This is a genomic window from Legionella parisiensis, from assembly GCF_001467945.1.
Classification (GTDB): domain Bacteria; phylum Pseudomonadota; class Gammaproteobacteria; order Legionellales; family Legionellaceae; genus Legionella; species Legionella parisiensis.
Genome location: NZ_LNYQ01000013.1, coordinates 1,369,049 through 1,393,667, shown reverse-complemented (window position 1 = coordinate 1,393,667; position 24,619 = coordinate 1,369,049). Strand labels below are relative to the sequence as shown.

The window sequence follows — 24,619 nt, the reverse complement described above, 5'->3', positions numbered from 1 at the left end:
AGGAGAATTTAAATGTCAGAAATAATACAACAACACGATATAATTCATCCTGGTGCAACAGGATATGAGCCCCTTGAAATGGGGGCTGCACGCATTCACGTTGATGATAAACGCATCATTAACTGCCGTGCCGACTTAAACCAACTAGTCCCTTTTAAATATAAGTGGGCTTGGGACAAATATTTAACTGCTTGTGCAAACCATTGGATGCCCAATGAAATCAATATGAGTGCTGACGTAGCACTCTGGAAAGATCCTAAGGGACTTACAGAAGCCGAACGTTTGATTATCAAACGTAATTTAGGATTTTTCTCAACAGCGGATTCATTGGTTGCCAATAATCTAGTGCTTGCTGTTTATCGACATATTACGAATCCTGAATGCAGACAATACTTGTTACGTCAGGCGTTTGAAGAAGCACTACATACTCATGCTTATCAATACGTCATTGAAAGCTTGGGACTTGATGAAGCAGAAGTATTTAATATGTATCGTGAGATCCCTTCAGTAGCAACTAAAGCTGCCTGGGCATTACCTTTTACTCAAAGCTTAGGCGATGAAACATTCCATACAGGTACTATAGAAAATGATCAGCGCTTATTGCGCGATTTAATTGCCTTCTATGTTATCTTCGAAGGAATCTTTTTCTATGTTGGATTTACGCAAATTCTCTCAATGGGACGTCGCAATAAAATGGTAGGAACTTCTGAGCAATTCCAATACATTTTACGTGATGAATCCATGCATATGAACTTTGGAATTGATGTAATCAACCAAATTAAAATTGAAAATCCGCATTTGTGGACGCCTGAATTTAAAGAAGAAATCATTCAACTCATCCGCCAAGGTGTAGAAATGGAGTATCAATATGCTAAAGATACTATGCCTCAAGGTATTTTGGGAATGAACGCAGAAATGTTTGAAGAATACCTGCACTTCATAGCTAACCGTCGTTTAAACCAAATCGGCTTGTCTGAGCAGTATCCTGGTGCTGAGAACCCATTCCCGTGGATGAGTGAAATGATGGACTTGAAAAAAGAGAAAAACTTCTTTGAAACTCGTGTCATTGAATACCAAGCTGGTGGTACTCTGAGCTGGGAAGATGAATAACAACTCGTCGACTCAGGCCCAGCACTATTTTGGAACTAAGCTCGATCAAGAGGTCTTAAACTAAGGGAGCGCCACTTTTTCGTTATTCTGTCTACGTTCCGCGGCTTCACGCGGGACATAGAAGGTGAGGGAAGTATTTATTGAAAATGATTTCATCAATTGTCTTTTGCTATATTTTCAAACAATCACCTTCCCCAAAAGCATAAATTTTTCAACAAGTAAAAAATAAAGATGACATTTTTCTTCCTTATAGTAGAATCTTAAAGCAGTCGAAATTCAATTTCGATTATTGATAAATACATTTCAATAAAAATTTATTAATCTGGCACAACACACAGGAGGTGACGTATGGCCAAGAAAAAGCAGGAAGATGATACCAATTATACTTTTTTACTCAGATGTATGGCAGCACTTACTGCTGCTGCGGTAGTCACGGCAGGAGTCATTGCTGCTGTAACGCTAAAATCTGCAGCTGCAGTAGCAACAAAAGCTCTGCTTGCATCGGCTCTTATTTTTACACCGATGCTTCCAATTGGACTCTTTGCTATCGGACTTGTTTTTGTATTACCTTTTTTATTTGCTTGCAATAATAATACAAATACTACTGTAAGGACTACAGCCAGCCCTAGCACCTATGGCTTTTACTCTCCCGTTTATACCCCTGCTCCCTATTATCACGAACATTATGATAATGGCAGCACAGTATACGTAAATAATGATCACTATCATGGACATCCAACCTCCTACGAAACAGTACATGCTCATAGCAGTCATATACATGAGCACGGCAGCAATCATCGACATGGCCACTTTTAATCAAGCCACTGCTCCCCCATTTTGGGGGAAAACTAAATACCCAAAAATTTTTAATGATACATGCTTATTCTTTCTATAAATTCACAACAATGTGATTAATATTTTTTCAATTTTATTGTGCTATATTTATCAAGTATCTTTATCTTGGAACAAGAATAAAGACATTATGGAAAATTGAACAAGGAGGATTCGCAAATGAAAAGAACACTACTCACGGCTTTACTCCTGACAGTCTCTACGGCAGTCTTAGCTGATAGCGTGATCGTAACAGAAACCAAATCTTGGAAAAGTGTCCCTATTACTGTGGATACAGGTGCTCATACTTATACTACTGTTGAAGGACCAGTACCTACTGGTGACTTTTATTATACTTATCCTGGCTACCGTTGTTTAAAAGAGAAAAGAGATATTGCTGGCGTCGATGCACTGATATTCCATGGCGGTGTCGGTGGGGGTAGCGAGATCTACTGTTATCCAGAGTAATCTCAAAAAACCATGCTGAATAATATGATAACCTGGGCTCCGATCACGCACCCAGGTTATCATCAATACAAAAGTTCTCAAGATCTTTTTTAATCTAATTCGACTGAGTCAATTGTATTAGCTTCTGTTTCGCAATGTCTCTTGCATGTTTACCCGTTGAATAATCAGGCGTGGCATCCTCTTCAATATATTGAGCAAACAATATGGTACGTGGACCCTTCTCTACCCAGCCTACAAACCATCCAAGTTGCTTGTCCATATTACGAGATCCATCTGCTTTGAATGGATTACCCGATCCTGTTTTTCCATACAATTTCCACTCACCTGACAATTCCTCAACAAATAGAAGATCATGGGTCGTTTGCATGGAAAAATGGCTGACAGGCAGTTTGTTTTGAGTCAGTTTCGATAAAAACTCCACCTGTTCTTGAGGTGAAATCTGCAATGAGCTTGAAAGCCAGGCACGAGTTAATCCGTTATTCATACCGTTGTCGCCGGAAACATCCTCATTTCCATAATTAAGAACTTGAATATAATGCTTAAATTGCTCCATTCCTAATCTTTGTGTAATCAGTTGACTGTACCAAACACAACTGTGTTGTATCCAGGTGGTTGGATTATGTGGTTGTTTCCAAATGTCCAACCAATCGTTATATCCCTCTTTGAAAGGCCATTCAGGATGATTTTTATCAGTTAGTATCCCCTTATCAAACCCCATCAAACTGATTGCAATTTTAAAAGTCGAACAGGGCGAATGACGTTCGGTACATCGCCCTTCTTGCTTTAACATCGCACCGTTCTCTTTAGCAATAAAACAATTATTATTATTTGCCCAAGCAATCGTATTTGCTGAAAGCATGGCAATAAAAAAAACAACCCATTTTTTCATTTTATAAAACCATCCCATTAACTTGACTGTTCCAAAGCATTTTAAAATAACTTTGTTCATTGTTTACTAGATCATTAAAAGTACCTTCTTCAATAATCATCCCACCTTCCATTACTACAATTCGATCCATGTGCCGGATGGTTGACAGTCGATGAGCGATTGCGATAACCGTCGCATTGTTTTCTTCTAACATTGCATTAATCGACTGTTGTATTTCGTGCTCAGAGAGCGTATCAAGACTTGAAGTTGCCTCATCAAGAATAACAATTGATGCATTTTTTAAAAATGCTCGTGCAATCGCGATGCGTTGACGCTGCCCCCCTGAAAGTTTCACGCCACGCTCGCCAACCAGTGTATTATACTTTTCAGGCAGTGATTCAATAAACTCATCTATATTCGCCATCGCGGCTGCACGTTTAATCTCCTCCAGTGTTGCATTTTCTTTTGCATAACCAATATTCTCCCCAATAGAGCGATGGAAAAGCATAATATCTTGGGGAATAAGAGCTATTTGTTGGCGTAAAGAATCCGAGGTAATCTCTAAAATGGGCTTATCGTCAATTAAAATTTGCCCTACAGTAGGTCTGAAATTTTTTAACAGTAAAGAAACCAATGTCGATTTACCTGCTCCCGAATGCCCAACCAAACCAATTTTCTCGCCAGGTTTAATAAGCAAATTAAGATTTTTCAATACAGCAGTGCCTGCACTATAAGAAAAAGAGAGCTGCTGAAATTCAATTTTTCCATTGGTAATCTGATATTCTTGTGCATTGGGTTTATCTACCTCCTCATGAGGCAGCGATAAAATACTGAATGATGATTTGAAATCCCCCATTTCTTTTAAAAAAGTGCAAAGACTACTCATGAGCGTCCATAAGTCAAAAGAAATAGTAATAGCTGTCAGCATAACAAAGAGAAAATCTCCAGTAGAAATCTTTCCATGAGTACGCAGATAAATCATAAATATAAAAACGGCAATCAACATAAACCAGTACAATACTGAACCGATTATATTAAATTTAAAATCATACCGATAAAGCTCAATTTGACGTGGCACAAAATCATCAGACATAAGTTCATTAACACGATGATGTTCCGACCGTCTTTTAGCAAAATAAAACAAAGAAAAAATATTGGTAATATTATCCGAGAAACTGCCTATCACTTGATGTTTGCTCTCTGCCATATTATTAGAGAGCTGATTCAGTTTAACTGCCATCGGTAACATAATTGCCATAACAAGTACGCACCAGGCAAGCATAAAAAAAAACACAGTGAAATTGACAATCAACAAAACAAAAACAGAAACAACAACCACACAAAAATGTTTCCCTACAATATGGTGGATATTAGCAAAAACACTGTCATAACCATCCAAAAGACCTTTTAACTTACTAATCACCGTCCCACTAGGTGTATTTTGAAAATAGCTATATGAATGATGTTGTACATAATTGTAAGCAGAAGACAATAATCTTTGCCGCGCATAGGGCTCTGCCTTCCACTCTGCGAAATCACTAATTCTCCAAACAACATCCAATACTATTTGTGCAATGATAAATAACGCAATAGGAAATACTAGCTGATGATATGAAGTGATTGTTTCACTGGAAAACGCATCAACCAATAGCTTAAATGAATAATTATTGGCAAAAATATAAAACGCAGTGAACACGGGTGCCTGAAGCATCAAGACATACCACCACCGATAAGGCTTAATGACCTGCCACAAAAAGTTCCACGCTGAATGAAATGGATATTTTAAATCCGACGCGTTCATCACACTACTCAAAATAAAAAGGTCAGCAAAGTATACCACAATGAAGTTGCAAGATGCTTATAATTAGCTCATTCTTCATAAGAACTGAAGAATGAAAACCTCGTATTTACTAGAATGGAAGTTGTTATTTTCCCATGATAACGGTAGACTTACGACGTCAATTTAAGTCCCGGTGGCACAGCTGGATAGCGCAGCCCCCTCCTAAGGGGCAGGTCGGAGGTTCAAATCCTCTCCGGGACGCCAGAAAATAAAGGATTTATGTAAATACCTCCAATCTTTTCATTGACAGGAACGAATGGTTATACAGTCCAGAAAAACCACCGTTTTTGTGAACGTCAAAAAATGTGTTTTAATTTTTCATTTAATGCGTTTCATTAGTTTAAAATACTGGTTTAATAAAATATTGTTCATTTAAATCCTATACCAGGAATAAATTGAACTGAATGATTAGGTCTTAGAGGTTGGATTTTGGCAAAAGGCAAAAGAGGAGCTATTGCTATGAGTTTAAAAAGACAATTTTCTTAACCAATTTTCAGAATACGAACCAACCACATCTAGTTAATCTTTTTGCTGATACAATTGCACGAGAAGTATCACCAAAGACTCAGGAGTATCTGTATAAGTCAATAAAATTAAGTGTGGATACAGCAAAACATACTGATTATTCTATCTTGAAGACTCTTGAGAAACACGGTACTAAACACTCTGCTTAGGTACAAGGAATTATGTTCGAAAAAGCTGCGAATCCTCCAGGAAGACTACTTACTATTGGCATAAAATTACAAAAAATTACTGACTGGGTAATGGGACATACAAAAGAATAAAATGTACAACAATGTGAAAGAAATTTTAAATTGGTTAAAGAGCGTTAACAAAAGCAGTGTGAACCTGAAACTATCGAGGATAAAGAAGAAATCGACGGTTCTATACATACAAGTTTAATTAAATTTTTCTCAATTCTCTCTAGTTAAGATTCAGAGCTAGAGATGATGCATAGTAAAAAGAAGAACCATCAAATAATAGTGCAATGTATATCTACCTAGGTACTTGGTATAAAATTGTGATGGTATTGACATAGTGATTGCTTCAAATGCCATCCTTACTCTAACTTAACTACTTTAGCCATTCGTATTAATTTATTGATCTTAATTTCCAGGGAGCTCCACTCTGCAACAAGTAAACTAAGCATTAAAGATAATAGAGTTTCATCCTTTTTAGGCATTACTTCAGGAACCGCAACAAAATTGCACGGATGCTTTAAGTAAGAAAGATTGTCTTTTAACTGCGTCATCGCGTTACTTAAAAATATAAAGTGCTCCCTATCCTTTTCATTGAGTGTCACTCCCCGGTAAAGGATCAAAGCAATTATTGAGGCATAGTAACGAAAAATATGGCGGAAAGATTGTAAAATATCAGCCGCAACATGGGTAAATCCAGAATCCTTGCCGATTTCAACCTGCGCCTCACTAATTAGTGTTTGAAAATGAGGGATAAGCGCTAAAATATTCGTTTCACACTGAGTTAGCCTGTCGGGCAATTCTGTTGTTGAATCCTCTATGTTTGCAAGGTACATAGATAAAGTTGCATATTCGGTTAGAAATTCCTGCATTTCTAAAATGAGCATTTTTGTGGCTCGGCTTGGGAAAAAAAATCGTAGAGTGAAGAAGCCTATTAATATACCAATAATCACATTGGCAGGACGTATAAACACATATGAAAAATTATTATAATTAATGAGGCAAATTGCCAGTGTTACGCAACCCAAGATTCCAATGTAACTTTTTTTGGTTCCTAAAAATAAATAGGTATATAAAAAAATCCCAATCACAAATCCAATAAGATTCATAAGATAATTATTATGAAAAAGAAAAATAATAATAAGACTATATAACGCACTAGTAATCGTCGCGAACGCACGCATGGAACAACGAGTCAATGAAGCGCCAATAGTATGTTGTTCAAACAAAATAATGAATAAAGAAATATAAACCCAAGTTGGCTCAACAAGAGTAAAATATGTTGTAATGATAAAACTAATGATGGTACCAATGACCATACGTGCAGCCATTATTGTTTTCTGGCGTGTCATTTCTATGGGGAAATTATACCTGGATAATGACATAACACGTCGCTCCAATGGGCAGAGGATAATGTTGGGGGTCATAGTCAGTAATTTTAATCTGTACAGGAAAACGCTGAGGCAAAAGCACCCAGTTATTGGTATCATTGGTTACAGTTTGTAGCTGAGTCTTGGCGTTGGTAATTTGTCGATTAGCAGCCCAAGCGCCAGATATCACTGTTCCATGGTATAGTTTGGTGCCAAAGTACATTCGAGGAATAATGTAGACTTTATTGCCAGTTCTTACCATACGCAAATCGAGCTCAGTAAAATTGGCCTGAATGTAAAGACTCTCAGTATCAACAAAAGAAAATATGGGTTTATTAATTTCTATGGGTGTTCCCAAAGATAAGAACATATTTTGAATGCGGCCATTACTTTGGGCATAAACAGTTGTTTGTTCTAAATTAACTTTGGCATAACGCGTTTTATAAATCAACGCTTTAATTTTGTGCTGAAGGCTCTGAATATTTTTTTCAACCAGGTTAATTTGCTGTTTTTGCATGTTCACTTTGGCTAAACTACCAATATCCCCATATTGTAAATCTTTGACATTAATTTCAGAAATTGCTCCTGATTTTAAAACTGCTTTATTACGAATAAAATTTAAGTGAATTCTGTTGTATTCTTGCGTGTATTGTATCAGTAATTGTTTCTCTTTTTGTAGCTGATATTGTAAGCTTTGAAGATCTGCTTTTGCAGTATGCACCTCTTCAACTAGCTTATTATAAGTGAGCTGATAAGGTTCTTGGAAAACAGTAAATAAAGGCTGCCCTTTATGAACAGATTGTTCATTTTTAACATATAGATCAGTAATATAGCCACTGACAATGGCCGCTACAGGGCGAACATTAGCAACCACAAAAGCATTATTAGTAAATGGAATTAAAAAAGAGAAAAAATAATATAAAACTGCGAATATGGCCAGGAAAATCAAAACTGTATAAGGTTTTAACTTTCGAATCTTTTGTGTTACCATTTTTCAATATTAGTCATGTTATTTTTACGGATCCTTTTAATTGCGCAGCCTGACAACGCTAATTGTTTTAGTCATGACAAGTGCGCTAGTAGCATGCATGCCAAGCGCAAAAAATTCACGACCCACGTCAATTTATATTCCTAAATATCTGAAAGACTCCAGCAATGATGCATTAAATAGACTTCCTTATCAAGCTTGGTGGGAAGATTTTAGAGACCCTCTTCTCAATCAGTTTGTAGAGCAAGCCCTTCTTTACAATAATAATGTCATGATAGCAAAGCAATCTATTCGTGTTGCACAGGCTGAGTTACAAACGATTCGTTTAAATTGGCTTCCTGGCTTGAATCTTTTAATGGGGTTCGCCCAAAATCCTGCTTTAGGAAATCCTGGGGTATTTTATGGAGTTCTTCCCAGTTATTACCAAAATTTTGTTGCGCTTTATTTTCAGCAAAAAAAAGCAGAATTTATCCTGGAACGTTCCAAAGCATATTATCTTGGCGTTCGCTTGACTGTTATTGGCGAAGTAATAAGTAGCTATTTTTCTCTCCTTGCATGGAGTCACCAATTATCGCTACTAAAGCAAATTGAGCAAGAATATAAAGAACTTTTAGCAGCTTTAGAAATAGCAAAAAAACAGGGACTAGCAAATAATCTACAATTGTTAACTTTAACAAGCCAATTACAAAGCATTCTTGGGCAGCAAAAACAAGTACAAAACAATATCATCGCAAGCGAAAATGCACTACGTTATTTAATTAATAAGCCGCCAGGAGAAATAAAATCAAATGAATCATTTATTAACATACCAAGTAAGGCAATACCACTAAAGAAAATTAATACTCAAGTTATTCTCCGTCGCCCGGATGTAATGGTTGCTGTAACGTCTCTTCTTGCGGCATGTAGCGGAATCAACATTGCAGAAGCACAATTATTTCCAGCTGTAACCCTAGATTATTTTTGGGGACGAGCAAGTTTAAATGGCACATTTAATAATCCAAAGCATTCAGCATCTTATGGCGATATTTATGCAACATTTAACTTGTCACCTGCTTTATTTGGACAAATAATGACCAGTAAAGCTGTTTTTAATAGGAGTCTGGCAGAATATAATAATATCCTCCAAAATGCATTGCGTTTGATTGCAAATGGTATCGCTGCCAATCAAAAGTTTATGGCGAAATACCATGAAGACGCCCTCTCTTTGGCATCATTAAAGAAAAAATATCAATTACAACAGGAACTTTATCGCAAAGGCCTTATTAGCCACAATGACTTGTTATACAGTAGGATTGAAATCAACCAACAAGACTATAGACTAACCATCAGCAAATTAGAACAGTTAATAAGTGTTATCAGCCTTTATGAAGAATTAGCAGCAGGCATACTTTATAGGGAAAGATTCTCAGGACAACAGTACAATCAATAGCTTAAATTTTTAAGTATATATTCTATACTTTTCAAAAAAAGAAGATGAGGGCATTTAAAGTTTATGATTGAACAAGAAATGTCCAAAGGAATTAAAACGCCGGAAAAGGCATATGTTACAGGAGAATGGGAAACAATTGAGAAAATTGTCCACAAAATGAAGATAGGTTCTGTTTATTGCGGTGCTTATAAATGAGTCCATGTATTCCAATATCCCGAACGATATCATAAAGCTGGGCATATCAAATTCCTTGAACCACTTTATAAACAGCTATGTAAAGTAATTGATGTTATCACTTTTATCAGTACCTTCCATGGCTCCTTCCCCAACTATTAGTCTTATTCTACAAGTTAATCAGCGAGTACTAAGCATTACCTATAAATTTATTTATAACCTTCAAAAAAATTTCCTGCCTCACTTTAATTTTTCATTAATACCCATTTTATAAACTAACCACACTAAATGGTTCAAATCTTGTATTTAATTTGAACATGACTGGAGATTCGAAAAAGGATTGCAAATTTTTATTCAAGAGGGTTTTTAAGATGTATGGTTTATTTGAAAAGGGGCTTTCCTTATTTGCTCGTCGCACCGTTCAAAATGGGGTTCGTGTTGTAGGATATGACTCTTATACTGTTGCAGATTTACAAAAATTTAAGTTGAAACATAATTTTAAATTTATGGAGGTATCCGAACCGACAATATATAGAGGTGTATCAGTTGAGCATTATCTTGGGTCTTTAGATCGCTCAGGTCTAGGAATAACTACAATGCGTCCTAGCTTTGCTCGTTATCTAAAATCTAAAGGATATACATGTTTGGATGATTTGAGTTCTGCCGAGAAAAAAGAGATTATTGATTCGCATGTTAATGGTTACTCTCTGACTAAGGGCAATACAAAAGTAGTTCATTCATTTACCTATTCCCCAAGCGTAGCACTTTGCTTTGGAATTGATGCTGCAAAAAATTCTAATTTTCCAGAAATGTCAATAATCAGTGTGGCAAGAAAAATCTGCAGCAAAACAGCATGGGATGTTGAATATGATATAGCTTTGGATGGTGAAGAATTTGGTACATCTTGCTTTTCGTATCAAAACGAGACCGTGGTTCCTCATCTTCTTTTGCCTATAAATCATTGTATCGTTCTCAACCAAAAAAAATCAGGTTTTATTCACCTGGATGACTTAAGACAAGCAAAACGCTTTGATGTCTCAGAGCAATCGATACTCGATCTAAGTATTATCCCAGCGGAAAAAATAAAGAAATATGAGCAATTAGAAATTGATAAAGTAATTGCATATGATGATTTTGTCACTTATGTATCCGAAAACAATAATCAAGCGGATCAAAAAGCGATTGAATTATATGAAAAGTATAAAAGCATCCAAAATGAACAAGTTGCATTAATCGATGCATCTTTTTGTTCAAGAGATCTATGGGTTAACATAGCCAGCGAAGTAGCTCCTAAATCTTACAGCTGTATTTCTGCTCATACAGATGGATTTACTATCGAGTTGCCTACAAAAAGTGGCGGCGTATCTATTGTAAATATCTCTAATATTGAAGCAATACTTTGCCTTTCTCCATTATTTGAAGCGGATCCCTTCCTAACTTTAGAGCAAGTGAAAAATGGTGCCGTTCCTTGTGCTTTGAATTATTTAACTGAGTCAGTAATTAGAAAAAATAAGGAGCTAGTTTGCCGAACTGGTTTGGAACAATGTATTGAAGAGGAGCAACAGCGAATGGTTAACTTAAGCTAAATAACTTAAGTCATTCCAATCTATGCCAAAAGCCGTGAATCTTTTTCAAGGCTTTTTTTTTAGATCGAGATAAACAACACAGTTGCTTTCCCCATTCTAAAGACAATCAATAACATATTGATAAGCGTCTTTAGGTCTACCTATAAATTTATTTATACATCCTATTAAAAATTTTATGGCGTATTTTAATTTTTCTTTAATGTTTATTTAATAAACTGAATGAACAATTTTCTTGATTAGATGCATGTTATTTGAACATAAATGGAGGATCAAGAAAGAATTGCTAATTTTTGAAGAGGTTTTTTAAGATGCAGAGTTTGTTAGAAAGATTTGGGTTTTCATATGCTAGTCGTAGGGCTATAGGTAGTGTGCGAATTACTGGAACTGCTTGGGACTCACACAATATTGCCGCTTTGGAACAATTCAAGCAAAGACATAGTATCAAATTGGTTGAAGCAACTGTTCCAATCATATTTAGGGGAACCTCAGTTGAGCATTTTCTTGGCTCTTTTGGTTATCCTGGATTAGGGGCAACCACAATGCGTCCTGGCTTTGCCCGCCTTATGAAAGCTAAAGGATATACCTGCATGGAAGATTTCAGTGCTTCCGAGAAAAAGGAGATTACTGACGCACATGTTAAAGGATACTCCTTGATTAAGGGAAATACAAAAGTAGCTCATTCATTTAGCTATTGTCCTAGTGTAGCTCTTGGTTATGGACTTGATGCAGCAAAAAAATCAAATTTCCCAGGCATTTCACTCGTCGGTGCCGCATGCAATGTCTATAACAAATGGGATGTGGAATATGATGAAGCTTTGGACGGTGTACAATATGGTACTTCTCCATATTCATATCAATACGAGACGATGGTTCCTTTTCTACTTACCCTGAATCATTGTGTTGTTGTCAATCAAAAAGCATCCAATATGATTCATCTTGATGAGTTAAGGCAAGCAAAACGTTTTGATGCCCCTGAATCATCGATAGTGGATTTCAGTATTATCCCTGAAGAAACGATGAAAAAATATCAGCGCTTAGAAATTGATAAAGTAATTGCTTATGATGACTTTGTTTCATACGTCCTCAAAAGTAAAGATCCCAAGGATATAAAAGCTTTAAAAGCAGCTGATTTATATGAACAGTACAGAAGTATCTCAAAAGAACAAGCTGTATTAGTGTGTTTACCGCTTTTTGAGCGAGATTTATGGATTAATATAGCAAGTGAAGTAGCTCCTAAAACTTATAGTTGTATTACGGCTCATGAAGATGGATTTATTATTGAATTGCCCGCAAAAAGTGGGGGGATATTTGTAATAAATGTCTCTGATATTGAGGCGACGATCTGCCTTGCTCCATTATTTGAAAAGGATCCATCATTAACATTAGATACGATAAAAAATGGTGAAGTTCCTTGCGCTTTGAATTATTTAACTGAGTCGGTAATCAGAAACAATAAGGATTTAATTTGTGAAACTGGTTTAGAGCGATGTGTTGATGAAGAGCAAAGTCGAATACTTACCCTAAGTTAAATAAATCTTAAGTCATTCTAACTTCTAAAAGCCTTGGGTCTGTTCAAGGCTTTTTTTGCTATCCAGCGGGGCTACGTGCATAGCGCATTACCCTAATTAACGCAACCCTATGCTAAAGATAATTAATAGTTTATTCGGAAAAAATGGGAATCAAAATTAAATGATACGCAAAATTTATTTATATATTAATAAATTAATTTAATTTTTCCTTAATGTTTATTTAATATACTGACTGCACAAATGTTTGAGCGTGCGATTGAGAATTATTTGGATATCTAGAAAAGGATTGCAAATTTTTACTCAAGAGGTATTTAAGATGTATAATAAGATATATGGTTTATGTGAAACTGTTTCCCTTTTCGCCCGTCGCGGTGGTCTAAAAAATGTTGTTAAAATTATTGGAAACGCTTATGACTCACACAATGTCACCGCTTTACAACTATTTAAGCAGAAACATAATATCAAATTGGTTGAGGTAACTGAACCTACAATATATAGAGGGATCTCCGTTGAGCATTTTCTTGGTTGTTTAGATCGCCCTGGCTTAGGAATAAAGGCAATGCGTCCTTTACTTGCTCGTTTTCTGAAAGCTAAAGGATATACATGTTTGGACGATTTGAGTCCTTCTGAGAAAAAGGAAATTATCGAGTCGCATGTCCAGGGTTATTCCCTATTTAAAGGAAACACAAAAGCAGCTCACTCATTTACCTATTGTCCCAGTGTAGCTCTTGGCTTTGGACTTGATGCAGCGAAAAAATCAAAATTCGAAAAAATTTCATTAATCAGCATAACAAAAAAGTTCTGCAGCAAAATAGCATGGGATGTGGAATATGATGACCCTTTTGATGGGGAAGAGCGTGGTACTTCTATATTTTCGTATCAAAGCGAAACTATAGTTCCTCTTCTTCCTGCGCCTATAAATCATTGTATTGTTATCAGCCAAAAAGAACCCGGTGTTATTCAGCTTGATGATTTAAGACAAGCGAAACGTTTTGATACACCTGAATCATCGATACCGGCACTCAGCATTATCCCAGTAGAGATAATGAAAAAATATCAACAATTAGAAATTGATAAAGTAATTGCTTTCGACGATTTTGTTACCTACGTCCTAGATAGTCAGGATCCCAAAGATCTGAAAGATGCCAAAGCAGCTGAGCTATATAAGAAGTATAAAAGCATATTGAAAGAACAGGCTGCATTAGTGAATTTTCCCCCTTGTGAACGAGATTTATGGGTTAATATAGCAAGTGAAGTAGCTCCTAAAACTTATAGTTGTATTACAGCTCATGAAGAGGGTTTTACTATTGAATTGCCCGCTAAAAGTGGTGGGGTGCTTACGATAAATATCTCGAATATTGAGGCATTAATCTTTCTTGCCCCATTATTTGAAAAGGATCCATCATTAACTTTGGATAAGATAAAAAATGGTGAGGTTCCTTGTGCGTTGAATTATTTAACTGAATCGGTAATTAGAAAAAATAAAGATCTGATTTGCCAAACTGGTTTAGAGCAATGTGTTGTTAAACAGGAAGAAAATCAAAAACTTGCTTTGATTTAATCACTCTAATTGTTGCTAAAAGCCTTGTCTTCACAAGGCTTTTTTACATAAAAAAGCCACTGTGTTAAAGTAATTCCCAAAACTGGTTTTCATGCAATAGAGGGATAAGATTTATGTTCACTAAATTAGGAAGGGTTATATCGCTAAGGAATAAAATGTCAAAAAATCTCACAATGACAAAAGCGATTCCCAAATCGATACAAAGGCTATTCCCTTTTTCACCGATTCAACATCCTTTCGCTCCAATTATGCAAAACTCCTTAACAAGAAAGGAACTAAAAGCCATGCATATTGAAGGCGAAGAATTAGAATTGATTCAACAGCTTCATGAATCAAATAAGTTTTATATCCTTGAAAATCATAATACAGTCCTAAAACAATTTTTTTTAGCGAAACAGAAAGAAAATACTCCTCTTGGTAATTTGTATAAAGAGATGGATTATGGTCGATTTTTACATCGCTTAGTTGCTAAAAAATTTAAAGCAATCTATTCTGATGGTCGATTAGTAGTTCCTCGTGATCACACTGCTGAGTTTGCTGAGGCATATCAACGAAAAAAAGAAAAATACAGTTCATCCCGTAAGATGTTGGAAACAATTGGTACGGCTGAGGATGATTTACTCTATAAAGAGTACTTATCCTTGGAAGAAGCTACGGTCAGTCCCTTGATTGTACCTCGTGCATATTTTTTACCTCTATCAAATGGAAAACGAACAGAATTCTCACCTATACTTCATGGGCTTAATTTACAAGGAGGAAATCTGTTTGATGAATGGGATAATGCCCACCCCTACCCTGTTTCTGTAAGTTATATTGCAGCACCAGAGTTCCGTAATTGTTTGAGCCTGCAATATGATGTATTAGCTTGTGTCCGTTTTGAGAGTTCAAACAGTGAAGCAATGCATTTTAGGGGGCGCCAAGCTTTAGCAGTGCAACAACCTGGATTCGCCTCTGTTCTTTCTTCTATTTATGGTGAAGACAATGCGCTATCGAATAATCACCGGGCCAAAACAATTACCTTTGATAATCCTGTATTCGGCAAAGGTGTTTTTTATCCCGATGCTTATAAAAACCGTTTAAAGCAAAATCTCCATCAGTTATTACTGCTTGCTGACCTCAGTTTAAGCAAAGAGGGAATGCTTACGATTAAAGGAATGAGTTTAGGTGCATTCGCAATTCAGGAGTTATTATATCCAATGGAACGTATTTTTCATGAGGCACTGGAAGAAACGTTGGCAACACTTGATTTGCCGCAAATTAAAAAAATTAACCTTATAAATTTTCCTTCCACGCTTGATCAATTCAGTAATCCCGATGATCGCGAGTATGCTATATTAATAGGTCATACAGCTAAAACAGAAACAATCAATGTGCATGGAAGAACTATTGAAATTAATACCTGCCTTGGCGCCCCCTTAGCAGCACAACCAGAAGAACATGTTGCCACACACATTTGTGGTGATTCATTGTCTTTTCCAGGAAATGAAGCCCTTGTGGGAATTCCCCCTAAAGTCAGCAGTGATGATTCAGTCATGCATTATGCAGGAGCCTGTTTCTCGATGAATAAAGATATCGAATCACCGATGGAAGATGTCCAGAAAAAAATCCATGTGGTAAGTGGCAATAGATCTACTTTATTCAACAGGTATAAATCCGGGATAGGTATTGAAGATCCATCACCACGAAGCTTATTTACCCTCTCAAAAGAATAAGAGTTTTATAATTCCCTCTCCTAATTTAGCTCTATACTGAATACGGAGAGGGTACATTGGATGTTAACTTCAAATCATTTATTGAGCGAACACCAAAAATTGGACTTGCTGTTTCCAGCAACAACAACTTCTTCCTGTTCACCAAAATCGTTATCATGAGCCTTTGCAATTTTATTGGCAAGCTGTGGTAAAACATTTTACAAGGCATTTTATAACCCCCCCCTGCTTGCTGACATCAAAACGAGCACAACAAGTCATCAACTTTTTTTGACATAAATTCCGTGCCTGCCCATTTCTCCCATCGTTGCGGACAACAGGATAAGTAACCCAGCATTAATCATATCTTTTTATACGATGCCCTAATTTCAAACTTTATTAATGAGGCATTTAATAAAGATAAAGAGTATGCCCAAAGATTTATTACTGAGTACATGACAAAAAGAATTGAGGATTCTCTTATACTATGGTGCAAAGGTTTCTTTATTGTAGTTGTCTTGCTTGGTCGAGATAAAATCTGATAATCCTTTAATTAATTTATCGCATTGCCCCTCCAAAAACTCATAAAGGGTAAATGCCAATCGCCATGCTCCGATCGGCGAAGTAAGAATTTTTGCGCAAAAAAGAAAGGCTTCTGCGAAGAGATTTTTTATAATGCTTGGTTCATAATCCGCATCAGCTGAGACTTTCTCCAATCCAAATCCATAAAAGAATTTACCATATGTACCGAATGAAATTTTCTTCATGATTTCAGGAAATTCTTCATCATTAAACTCATAAATACCATCATTACAATCGAAGTATTGATAGATACCCTCATCAATTTTTTTTATTGAAAGAGCATGACCAGCAACTAGTCCAAAATATTTCAAGATTACAGCATCGCCATTATTTACCAGCATTTCCTGCATATCTTTTATTATTTCATACTTGCTCCAATCCATATAAACATTGGCAATCCACTCACTCTTTTTGGAAGGTATAAATTGACACCATTGAGCACATTCAATCGCTTCAGTTAGTGGAAGCTCTTTTCTCATCACCCCATTACTCTTAGGAAGAGTTAATTTTCCTTTAGCCCAAAAGAAGCTATATCCATAACAAGCCCCTAATTTGGTTTTTGAGGACTGCTTTAAATTACAAATTTTTCTCATAACAAACTCTTATTTGCCTTTACACAAAACAATTGGGTGAATTATAACACAATATGAATTATGAATGATAAAATGTTGTATCAAGGGCTATAGGAACGAATCAGATTGTTTATAAGCCCATTCATTTCGCATCGATTGGCTCCTAAAGGCATTGAGCCCTCAGGAAAACGTGTTGAAATTGCTCTAGTAGCAATAGTCGCCTTTCAAGAGCAGAAAATTGCTAGTGAACATTATTTATGGGAACCAAGCATCTGTTTTGGTGCAATCAGGCTTGACAGACTCAGATAATCTTCCTGTATATGGAGTTGAGACTAGGCATAAGCTTATGGAAATCGGACCAATTTATGAGCGATATTATATGCTAAATAACTTTATTTCCTTCTCAATTCATAAGCTTCTAATATATTTAACTTTTGACTGCTTTGGCTTTAGGTAAAACATGATAAAGCTCCCTTAATGTAGTAAGAGGTGTTTCAGCAACATCCCAAATATTCCATCCCTTAGAATATAAATTAATTTGCATTTGCGAACCTCGATACCAAGCATCCCAGAACTCATAGGGATCAATCACCACCTGGGCGGAGCCTGCAAGTTCATTGATTTTAATGCCTAAATAAAACGAATAAATAACGGGAATAACATGACCCTCAATTGAATTTTTCCCAAGGGTTGTTGAGGTAAATACAGAAACCAAGAGTTCACCGTATGGGCTTGTATCGTATTCACTTAGGACATGAAGGGAGTCATGGGGCATTATAAATTGATAATTGGCACCTTCCTCTTCTCCTGGAAATTTGTAATTATTCTTTTTAAATTGCATCCAAATATGGTACCCAAAACTTTCTTTAGGTAAATGGCGAAGGCTTTCATAACGTTGTGCAAGTTGTAGATTTTTTTTGTCGCCACGATAAGGAAAAAGCCAATTATCAATATCTTTTTCATCTTCAAGATCTGGAAAAATATCAAAGCTTTCAATATTTCTGCGCATAATATCTTTAATAAGCCACTGAAAATCTCCTTCTAAAGTTTTCTTTAACTGGTTCAGATAATGCGGATTAATATTGGCTGCCTTAGCATACTCAAAAACAGTTTTAATTTTCTCGCCGTCAATTGTTCTATCCATCAATGCGGTGACTACGAGAAAACGCAATAGGTATTCTGCCTTTATTGCATTAGGAAAGACCTGGGTAAAACTCAAAAGCGGAGATTCTGGGAGCTGTGTGAATTGCAATTCATCTTTGTGTCCAAAAACATGAGCGTATACAGCCTTTAGAGAATATTGTTGTAAGGTTGTTAATGACTGTTTGCCCTGAGCTGTAGCAACATCTTTCATAGCAGATAAAAGGTAAAATATTTCTTTAACTTGTAACTTCACAGTCATTCCTCAGCATTTTTCCTCAAAACTCAGTTTTAGAGTTCTTCATATAATAGTGTATCACATTTTTGTCCAACTAATGCCCAACATAATTATTGGCGAGTTTTCTTCTTTTTGTTCGATAATTCAACATTAAACTCTCTGCAGAGCACTGATTTTCAATAATACATAATGTAAACCCTAGTTATTTCCCATTAGTAGTATAATTAATAATAGAAGAGTAAGTAGTTAATTTTTGTCGACAATTTAGTCATGCAAAATGAGGCAGGGATAGAAAATCATGTCCGAACAAATTCTTCTTATATTCTCTTTAATTTTGCTCACAGGCTTTATATGCCAATGGGTTGCTTCACACTTAAAATTACCTGCAATAATTTTTTTACTTCTTAGCGGAATTTTTTTCGGTCCAATAATGCATTGGCTTAAACCTGATGACCAATTAAGTGGAATACTTTCTCCTTTTGTCTCTTTTTCAGTCGCCGTCATCCTGTTTGAAGGCAGTATAACTTTAAAGTTTTCTAAAATCAGGGGTATAGGCGGTGTAATCCGTAATCTAATTAGTGTAGGGGCACTCATTACATTTTTATGCGTGGCTGTTGCAACCCATCTTTTAATTAAATTCTCATGGGATATTTCATTCCTCTTTGCTTCACTCATGGTAGTCACTGGCCCCACAGTAATTGCACCCATGCTGAGAATTTTGCGACCGAATGCAAATGTTGCTAACGTTTTACGATGGGAAGGAATTTTAATTGATCCTATAGGTGCTATTTTAGCAGTTTTAGTCTTCGAATTTATTATTTCAAATACATTGTCCGATGGTTTTATCTCTGGTGCCATTATTTTTGGAAAAATAATTTTAAGTGGCATCTTCTTAGGTATTATAGGCGCTCTGGTTATAGGAGTCGCATTAAAAAAATACTGGATTCCCCAATACCTACAAAACTTTGCTGTGTTAAGCACTATTAGCATTATTTTTGCACTCTCTAACTATCTTTCCGAATCCGGTTTATTTGCTGTGACTGTGATGGGGCTGACATTAGCTAATATTAAAGGTATTCAGTTAGACGATATCCTGAATTTCAAGGAAAATTTGAGTTTAGTCCTTTTATCTCTCTTATTTATCATCTTAGCTGCACGAATTGATTTACCCTCATTTATTGCCTTAGGGTATCCCGCACTTTTATTGTTTTTAGTAATACAATTTATAATTCGACCTCTAAATGTTTATTTTTCCACTTTAGGCTCTTCATTAACTATGCCTGAGCGTCATATGATTGCCTGGATTGCACCTCGAGGTATTATTGCTGCAGCTATATCTGCTTTATTTGCCATGCGATTAGGCAGCTTAGGTTTTTCTGAAGCATCAATGCTGGTTCCTTTAACATTTTTTATGATCATTGGCACCATTACCTTACAAAGTCTTACAGCGAAGAAAATCGCTCTAAAATTAAAGGTTGCAGAACCTGAGCCTCAAGGTTTTCTGATCATTGGCGCAAATAGAGTCGCTCGAGCAATCGCAAAACAATTACAAGAAAACAATTTTTACGTATGTCTTGTCGATGAAGATCGCTCAGCTCTTAGTGACGCCAAAATGAAAGGTTTGACAACAATTTGGGGAAATCCAATTTCTCAACATGTTGAAAACAAACTTGATTTACTCAAAATCAAACACCTGTTAATTCTTACGCCTTATTTGCAGTTAAATATTCTTGCAGCGAAACATTACCGCTATTTTTTTCCAGAACGGGAAATTTTTGCCATTCAAACAGTCCTTCCTCAAGAGGGACAAAGGGAAGAAAAATTTAGTTTTAAACACAGTGGTAGAAATATTTTCAAAAAAAATGTGACTTATCAATGCATAGAAAATTTATTGAATCTAGGATGCAAAATTAAAACCACTGCAATAACAGGGCAGTTTTCATACGAACAGTACCTCAATATAGGAAGTTCTCCTTTATTTGCAATTGATCCCAAGGGGGGGATCTATGTGTTTACAACACAACCTACTTTTACTCCTACTAACGGGTGGAAAATTATAGGAATATCTTAATTTGTTTTTTAAAAACACCTTTTCTTCTATAATCTACCTCAAAATATACAATAATGAGTTCCCTAAAAAAGATATTGCAGTAATGATCTTATCACTGGGTTTCTAGGGAGGAGCAAATATGGACATTGGAAATCTGTACGCATTAGACAAAAAAATAGCTATAGTTACAGGAGCTGCTGGTGGTTTAGCACGAGTTATTATTGATATTCTATCTCAAGTGGGTGCTAAGATAGTCATGATCGATACGAATAAGTCAGCAATTAATTTGCTGGCAAAGGATATGGAACACCAGGGAAAATCATGTTTAGCCTTGGTTTGCGACGTAACCAACAAAGCGCAAATTTTAAAAACCATCGCTGAAATTGAAACAACTTATGGAACTATAGATATATTAGTGAACTGTGCAGGTATATTAGGAGCTGATAAACCTTTATTCGAAATCGAAGAAGATGATTGGGACAAAGTACTCAATACAAATCTGAAAGGAACATGGCTGATGTCAACAGAGGTTGCCAGACATATGGTGAAAAATAAAATAAAAGGCAACATTGTTAATATTTCTTCGGCATGTGGGGATCACGCTCAGCTTAATCGTGTCCATTATGGCACTTCAAAAGCTGGTGTTGAACATTTAACTCGTAACATGGCTGCCGAATTATTGGGGTACCAGATTCGCGTCAATTGTCTTGCACCAGGTTGGATGTCCACTGAAATGGTAAGACAAATTCTGGAAGGTCCTGAAGGGGAAAAATGGCGTAAAGCAATTCCAGTACAACGGGCGGCAGATCCTCAAGAGTTAGCTGGAGCTATATTACTGCTTGCATCAAATGCATCAAGTTATATGACGGGCTCAACACTAAGAGTTGATGGCGGTTATGCCTGTCATGAAATTGTTTTACCTAAGGAGTAACCATGAAACACAATCTTATTATCGTTCCAGGGTGGGGTGGAACAGAGCTGTTATGGAAACATCAAAGCGAGCACCTTGCTGATATCGCCGATATTAGTGTCAAATATTTTCCGGACGCTGAAACCATAGAAAAAATGACAGAACAACTTCTTAAAGATGCACCAGAAAAATTTAGTATCTGTGGGCATTCTTTGGGAGGATGGGTAGCACAACTCGCTGCAATAAAAGCACCTCATAGAGTCTCTCATTTGATTATTATGGGTAGCTGGACAGGTGATTTAGATCAAGAGAAACGCCAATATTTTGAACAGTGGCAGCATGAAATTGAAAATGACCGTCTTGAGCATTTACTCAGTGAAGTCAATGCAGCCAGTGTTCTTCCCTCTCGCAGCAAGGACAGAATTTTAATGAGCACTCTTATTGAAGGACAAGCAAAGTTTCCCCGGCAAGGATTCTTGAATCAAACCAAAGCAATGTTAAACAGTCAACCAACAACATTGCAACTTTATAAAATAGAATGTCCAACATTAATTATTTATGGCAGGCAAGATAGTGCTTTTACGTTGGAGACACAGCAATCAATGAAATCTGACATTCCTTCAGCAAAATTAGCAATTATTGAAGATTGTGGACATATGTCACATGTTGAGCAACCCCAAGCAGTAACTGCATTATTAAAATTTTGGCTTGAAGACCAGCTTAAATAATAACGGGTTAATTATCGCATTACATATCAATCTGGGTCTGAGGGAGCCAGCTTAGGGAACAATCATGTTCAATTTTCCTACACTCCGAGGTTCCGGCATATACTTACTAATTAAATTGAGGTTCCTTGAAAAGGAATATTACGACACCTCTAATGTATGCCTGTTACTTATCCCATATTCCTGGCCACGTCTCATGGACAAAATCGCTATATAGGAATAGGACTGGACAGGTTTCTCAGCGATGTGTCAACGATTTAGTTGCAGCACCCAGGCTTCATTTTGTGGTGCTCAATCTCCTTTGAAATGAAAAATTTTACAATTATTTTGAAAGAACTCTCGCAATAAATGGGCAAGATGGTGTAAAATTATCCATATTTTGATATATAGGGCACTTTCTTGAAATCGATTGATATTGAAAAAAGCGTACACGCATTAGAAGTACGAATGTCTCTAGTTGAAAAAATTAATGGCATCGTATCACCGGCAGTGCAAGAACAATCTAAATCAATTACAAACAAAAAAAATACTGATAAATCAATATCCAAGCCTATGTCAGGTAATTGGTTAGGATTTGTTGCCTCAGTTTGCTTTATTCTGGCAGCATGCTTCATTGTCAAATTATCAATTGAGTCTGGATGGTTAACTCATGAAAAACAACTTGGTGTAGCGACATTATTTGGAATGGCTTTATTTACTGCAGGAATTGCAATTTCCAACTCAGATAGAATATATGCCTGCTTTTTACCAGCTGCTGGAGCAATAGTACTTTATTTTACCTGTTATGCCGCATATCAATATTATTTACTGATTTCATTTCAAACAGTCATTGCCATATCGACCATTATTTCAGGAGTTTCGATTTGGTTCTATTTACGGTTTAAACACGATATTTATGCGATTGTGGCTGCATTAGGGGCATATTTAGCCCCTATTGTTGCAGGTGTTGAAAATAATGCTATTTTTTCTTTGTATTATTTCACTATTTGTTCTTTGAATTTTGCAACACTTGCTATTTGGGTGGAGTCGCGAACATTAACAATGATTTCAGCTTACTTAGCAATATCAATAACTGCAATAGTAGGACTAGAGTTGAATCAAGATGTGTTAATCGCTACTGTTCTTGCTATTAATTTTCTAATTTTCTCAATTGGCACTCTATTTTTTACACAATTGACCAAAAAACAGCTCACTGAGAAAGAGTCATGGAGCCTGTTTCCAGTATTATTAATTTTCTATGCAATGGAGTATTATTATCTCAGTCGTATTGATCATACCCTAGCTTCATGTGTTTCCTTAGCATCAGCAGCCCTTTTAGTTGGACTCTATTACTCAGCTAAAAGATGGTTTCCTGATCGTCGTTTTAATAGCCTTAACGTACTGCTCACCTTCGTAACACTTGTTTGTTTCCATTCCATTTATCTTGGTCTTTTACCTCTAAGTTTAAGGCCATGGCTTTTTGCAGTGATTGTTTTTGCTTACGCCTCCTTCCATGAAAAAATTAAATTAATTCAATGGAGCATCCCATTTTTAATCCCATTTGTGGCGGTCTTTGCTATTTTAGGTATTGAATATCTAAGTATATTAGGCCACTTAGTGACTGGCAGTGGATTGTCTTGGCCTGTAGTGGCTGGGGCTTCTTTTGCCAGCATTTGGTATTTAATAATACAAAATCGCCAGGAGTTATCTTATAGAGAAGAATATTATTATGCTTTACTGGCCGCAGCGCATCTTCTTGCGATCATGAGTCTTTATCAACTGGCTACTGAATACAGTACCTTGGCTGTATCTGCTTCCTGGCTTACGTATGTTCTTATCATCCTGCGCGTTTCAACACTGCGCAATGATGTACTTATTGCAAAATCAGTGCTTATTGTTTTGTTTTTTGCTGCAGGAAAAGCGCTACTTTATGATGCCTCATCAAGTCCAACAATTATTCGGACATTATCGCTTATCCTTACTGGGGTTGTTTTGTATGCTTCAGGGCTTGTTATTAGAAAAAAGACAAATTGGAGCAGTACGCTAATTGAGAGTAATTCTAAAAGTATCGAACAAGATTGATAAACAATTAATTATATCTTTCAATTAAGACAAATGCAGTTAATCATCATGGATGATGAGAAAATCTCACTTCATATTAATGTCCCTTCCCCCCTATTCCTGATAGTCCAGATTGTTGATTTTTATAGGTAACTATCTGTAATATAAAAAATCATGATTATCATTTTTTGTCATTTCCGTATTTTAATTATTAGTATCAAT

The 24,619-nt window shown here is 36.2% G+C and carries 19 protein-coding genes and 1 tRNA gene; 14 read left to right on the top strand and 6 right to left on the bottom strand.

Translation table 11 applies throughout. From position 1 onward, the window contains the following. The first annotated feature begins 12 nt into the window (after positions 1–12). From Lpar_RS12235 to Lpar_RS12225, 3 genes are all read left to right on the top strand, one after another. The gene (locus Lpar_RS12235) at positions 13–1,110 is read left to right on the top strand and encodes a ribonucleotide-diphosphate reductase subunit beta (protein ID WP_058518190.1); all 1,098 of its coding nucleotides are present in this window, start codon (positions 13–15) and stop codon (positions 1,108–1,110) included. Between the two features lie 348 nt (positions 1,111–1,458). After that, positions 1,459–1,926, top strand: coding sequence for a hypothetical protein (locus Lpar_RS12230; RefSeq protein ID WP_058518189.1), 468 nt, complete (start codon positions 1,459–1,461; stop codon positions 1,924–1,926). A gap of 174 nt (positions 1,927–2,100) precedes the next feature. After that, a complete protein-coding gene (locus Lpar_RS12225; RefSeq protein ID WP_237759408.1) occupies positions 2,101–2,409 on the top strand; it encodes a hypothetical protein in 309 nt (102 codons plus the stop codon). 94 nt (positions 2,410–2,503) lie between these two features. On the opposite strand, the gene blaOXA is transcribed toward Lpar_RS12225, so the two are convergent. Further along, the gene (gene blaOXA / locus Lpar_RS12220; protein WP_058519260.1) at positions 2,504–3,298 is read right to left on the bottom strand and encodes a class D beta-lactamase; all 795 of its coding nucleotides are present in this window, start codon (positions 3,296–3,298) and stop codon (positions 2,504–2,506) included. Between the two features lies 1 nt (position 3,299). Further along, positions 3,300–5,078, bottom strand: a complete 1,779-nt coding sequence (locus Lpar_RS12215; RefSeq protein ID WP_058518187.1) for an ABC transporter ATP-binding protein — start codon at positions 5,076–5,078, stop codon at positions 3,300–3,302. Positions 5,079–5,244: 166 nt separating this feature from the next. Here Lpar_RS12215 and Lpar_RS12210 point away from each other — a divergent pair. Continuing rightward, a tRNA-Arg gene (locus Lpar_RS12210) sits at positions 5,245–5,321 on the top strand. 856 nt (positions 5,322–6,177) lie between these two features. On the opposite strand, the gene Lpar_RS12200 is transcribed toward Lpar_RS12210, so the two are convergent. Continuing rightward, a complete protein-coding gene (locus tag Lpar_RS12200; RefSeq protein ID WP_172465768.1) occupies positions 6,178–7,200 on the bottom strand; it encodes an FUSC family protein in 1,023 nt (340 codons plus the stop codon). Then, a complete protein-coding gene (locus Lpar_RS12195) occupies positions 7,181–8,176 on the bottom strand; it encodes an HlyD family secretion protein (RefSeq protein WP_058518185.1) in 996 nt (331 codons plus the stop codon). The genes Lpar_RS12200 and Lpar_RS12195 overlap by 20 nt, the downstream gene beginning before the upstream one ends. Positions 8,177–8,273: 97 nt before the next feature. On the opposite strand from Lpar_RS12195, the gene Lpar_RS12190 reads away from it, so the two are divergent. The 6 genes from Lpar_RS12190 (at position 8,274) to Lpar_RS12170 (ending at position 16,164) form a co-directional block, all read left to right on the top strand. Continuing rightward, entirely contained in the window at positions 8,274–9,602 is a 1,329-nt protein-coding gene (locus tag Lpar_RS12190) for a TolC family protein (protein ID WP_058519258.1), read from the top strand. Between the two features lie 63 nt (positions 9,603–9,665). Next, on the top strand, positions 9,666–9,797 hold the full coding sequence (locus Lpar_RS19560) for a hypothetical protein (RefSeq protein WP_272947095.1): 132 nt from the start codon (positions 9,666–9,668) through the stop codon (positions 9,795–9,797). A gap of 350 nt (positions 9,798–10,147) precedes the next feature. Next, positions 10,148–11,362 (top strand): hypothetical protein, encoded by a 1,215-nt coding sequence (locus Lpar_RS12185; RefSeq protein ID WP_058518184.1) that lies wholly within the window; start codon positions 10,148–10,150, stop codon positions 11,360–11,362. A gap of 308 nt (positions 11,363–11,670) precedes the next feature. After that, positions 11,671–12,891, top strand: a complete 1,221-nt coding sequence (locus Lpar_RS12180; RefSeq protein ID WP_058518183.1) for a hypothetical protein — start codon at positions 11,671–11,673, stop codon at positions 12,889–12,891. 316 nt (positions 12,892–13,207) lie between these two features. After that, positions 13,208–14,452 (top strand): hypothetical protein, encoded by a 1,245-nt coding sequence (locus Lpar_RS12175; protein ID WP_058518182.1) that lies wholly within the window; start codon positions 13,208–13,210, stop codon positions 14,450–14,452. A 155-nt stretch (positions 14,453–14,607) separates the two neighbouring features. Continuing rightward, entirely contained in the window at positions 14,608–16,164 is a 1,557-nt protein-coding gene (locus tag Lpar_RS12170) for a hypothetical protein (RefSeq protein ID WP_058518181.1), read from the top strand. Between the two features lie 461 nt (positions 16,165–16,625). Here Lpar_RS12170 and Lpar_RS12165 read toward each other — a convergent pair whose 3' ends face one another. Together Lpar_RS12165 and Lpar_RS12155 are read right to left on the bottom strand one after the other, a co-directional pair. Beyond that, positions 16,626–17,315, bottom strand: a complete 690-nt coding sequence (locus Lpar_RS12165) for a hypothetical protein (RefSeq protein ID WP_058518180.1) — start codon at positions 17,313–17,315, stop codon at positions 16,626–16,628. 406 nt (positions 17,316–17,721) lie between these two features. Then, entirely contained in the window at positions 17,722–18,690 is a 969-nt protein-coding gene (locus tag Lpar_RS12155; RefSeq protein WP_058518178.1) for a hypothetical protein, read from the bottom strand. Between the two features lie 280 nt (positions 18,691–18,970). Here Lpar_RS12155 and Lpar_RS12150 point away from each other — a divergent pair, with 280 nt between their 5' ends. The 4 genes from Lpar_RS12150 (at position 18,971) to Lpar_RS12135 (ending at position 24,418) form a co-directional block, all read left to right on the top strand. Then, positions 18,971–20,743, top strand: coding sequence for a cation:proton antiporter (locus Lpar_RS12150; protein ID WP_058518177.1), 1,773 nt, complete (start codon positions 18,971–18,973; stop codon positions 20,741–20,743). A gap of 118 nt (positions 20,744–20,861) precedes the next feature. Beyond that, on the top strand, positions 20,862–21,653 hold the full coding sequence (locus tag Lpar_RS12145) for an SDR family NAD(P)-dependent oxidoreductase (RefSeq protein WP_058518176.1): 792 nt from the start codon (positions 20,862–20,864) through the stop codon (positions 21,651–21,653). A 2-nt stretch (positions 21,654–21,655) separates the two neighbouring features. After that, complete coding sequence (locus tag Lpar_RS12140; RefSeq protein ID WP_058518175.1) at positions 21,656–22,360, top strand: alpha/beta fold hydrolase; 705 nt, start codon at positions 21,656–21,658, stop codon at positions 22,358–22,360. 396 nt (positions 22,361–22,756) lie between these two features. Next, positions 22,757–24,418 (top strand): DUF2339 domain-containing protein, encoded by a 1,662-nt coding sequence (locus Lpar_RS12135; RefSeq protein WP_058518174.1) that lies wholly within the window; start codon positions 22,757–22,759, stop codon positions 24,416–24,418. The last annotated feature ends 201 nt before the right edge of the window (positions 24,419–24,619 follow it).

Bases quoted from the DNA above. Each gene is read 5' to 3' on its own strand.
- Lpar_RS12230 (WP_058518189.1), top strand. From the start codon at position 1,459: ATGGCCAAGAAAAAGCAGGAAGATGATACCAATTATACTTTTTTACTC.
- Lpar_RS12170 (WP_058518181.1), top strand. From the start codon at position 14,608: ATGTCAAAAAATCTCACAATGACAAAAGCGATTCCCAAATCGATACAA.
- blaOXA (WP_058519260.1), bottom strand. From the start codon at position 3,298: ATGAAAAAATGGGTTGTTTTTTTTATTGCCATGCTTTCAGCAAATACG.
- Lpar_RS12215 (WP_058518187.1), bottom strand. From the start codon at position 5,078: ATGAACGCGTCGGATTTAAAATATCCATTTCATTCAGCGTGGAACTTT.
- Lpar_RS19560 (WP_272947095.1), top strand. From the start codon at position 9,666: ATGATTGAACAAGAAATGTCCAAAGGAATTAAAACGCCGGAAAAGGCA.
- Lpar_RS12200 (WP_172465768.1), bottom strand. From the start codon at position 7,200: ATGTCATTATCCAGGTATAATTTCCCCATAGAAATGACACGCCAGAAA.
- Lpar_RS12190 (WP_058519258.1), top strand. From the start codon at position 8,274: ATGCCAAGCGCAAAAAATTCACGACCCACGTCAATTTATATTCCTAAA.
- Lpar_RS12145 (WP_058518176.1), top strand. From the start codon at position 20,862: ATGGACATTGGAAATCTGTACGCATTAGACAAAAAAATAGCTATAGTT.
- Lpar_RS12175 (WP_058518182.1), top strand. From the start codon at position 13,208: ATGTATAATAAGATATATGGTTTATGTGAAACTGTTTCCCTTTTCGCC.
- Lpar_RS12195 (WP_058518185.1), bottom strand. From the start codon at position 8,176: ATGGTAACACAAAAGATTCGAAAGTTAAAACCTTATACAGTTTTGATT.
- Lpar_RS12235 (WP_058518190.1), top strand. From the start codon at position 13: ATGTCAGAAATAATACAACAACACGATATAATTCATCCTGGTGCAACA.
- Lpar_RS12165 (WP_058518180.1), bottom strand. From the start codon at position 17,315: ATGAGAAAAATTTGTAATTTAAAGCAGTCCTCAAAAACCAAATTAGGG.
- Lpar_RS12140 (WP_058518175.1), top strand. From the start codon at position 21,656: ATGAAACACAATCTTATTATCGTTCCAGGGTGGGGTGGAACAGAGCTG.
- Lpar_RS12185 (WP_058518184.1), top strand. From the start codon at position 10,148: ATGTATGGTTTATTTGAAAAGGGGCTTTCCTTATTTGCTCGTCGCACC.
- Lpar_RS12180 (WP_058518183.1), top strand. From the start codon at position 11,671: ATGCAGAGTTTGTTAGAAAGATTTGGGTTTTCATATGCTAGTCGTAGG.
- Lpar_RS12150 (WP_058518177.1), top strand. From the start codon at position 18,971: ATGTCCGAACAAATTCTTCTTATATTCTCTTTAATTTTGCTCACAGGC.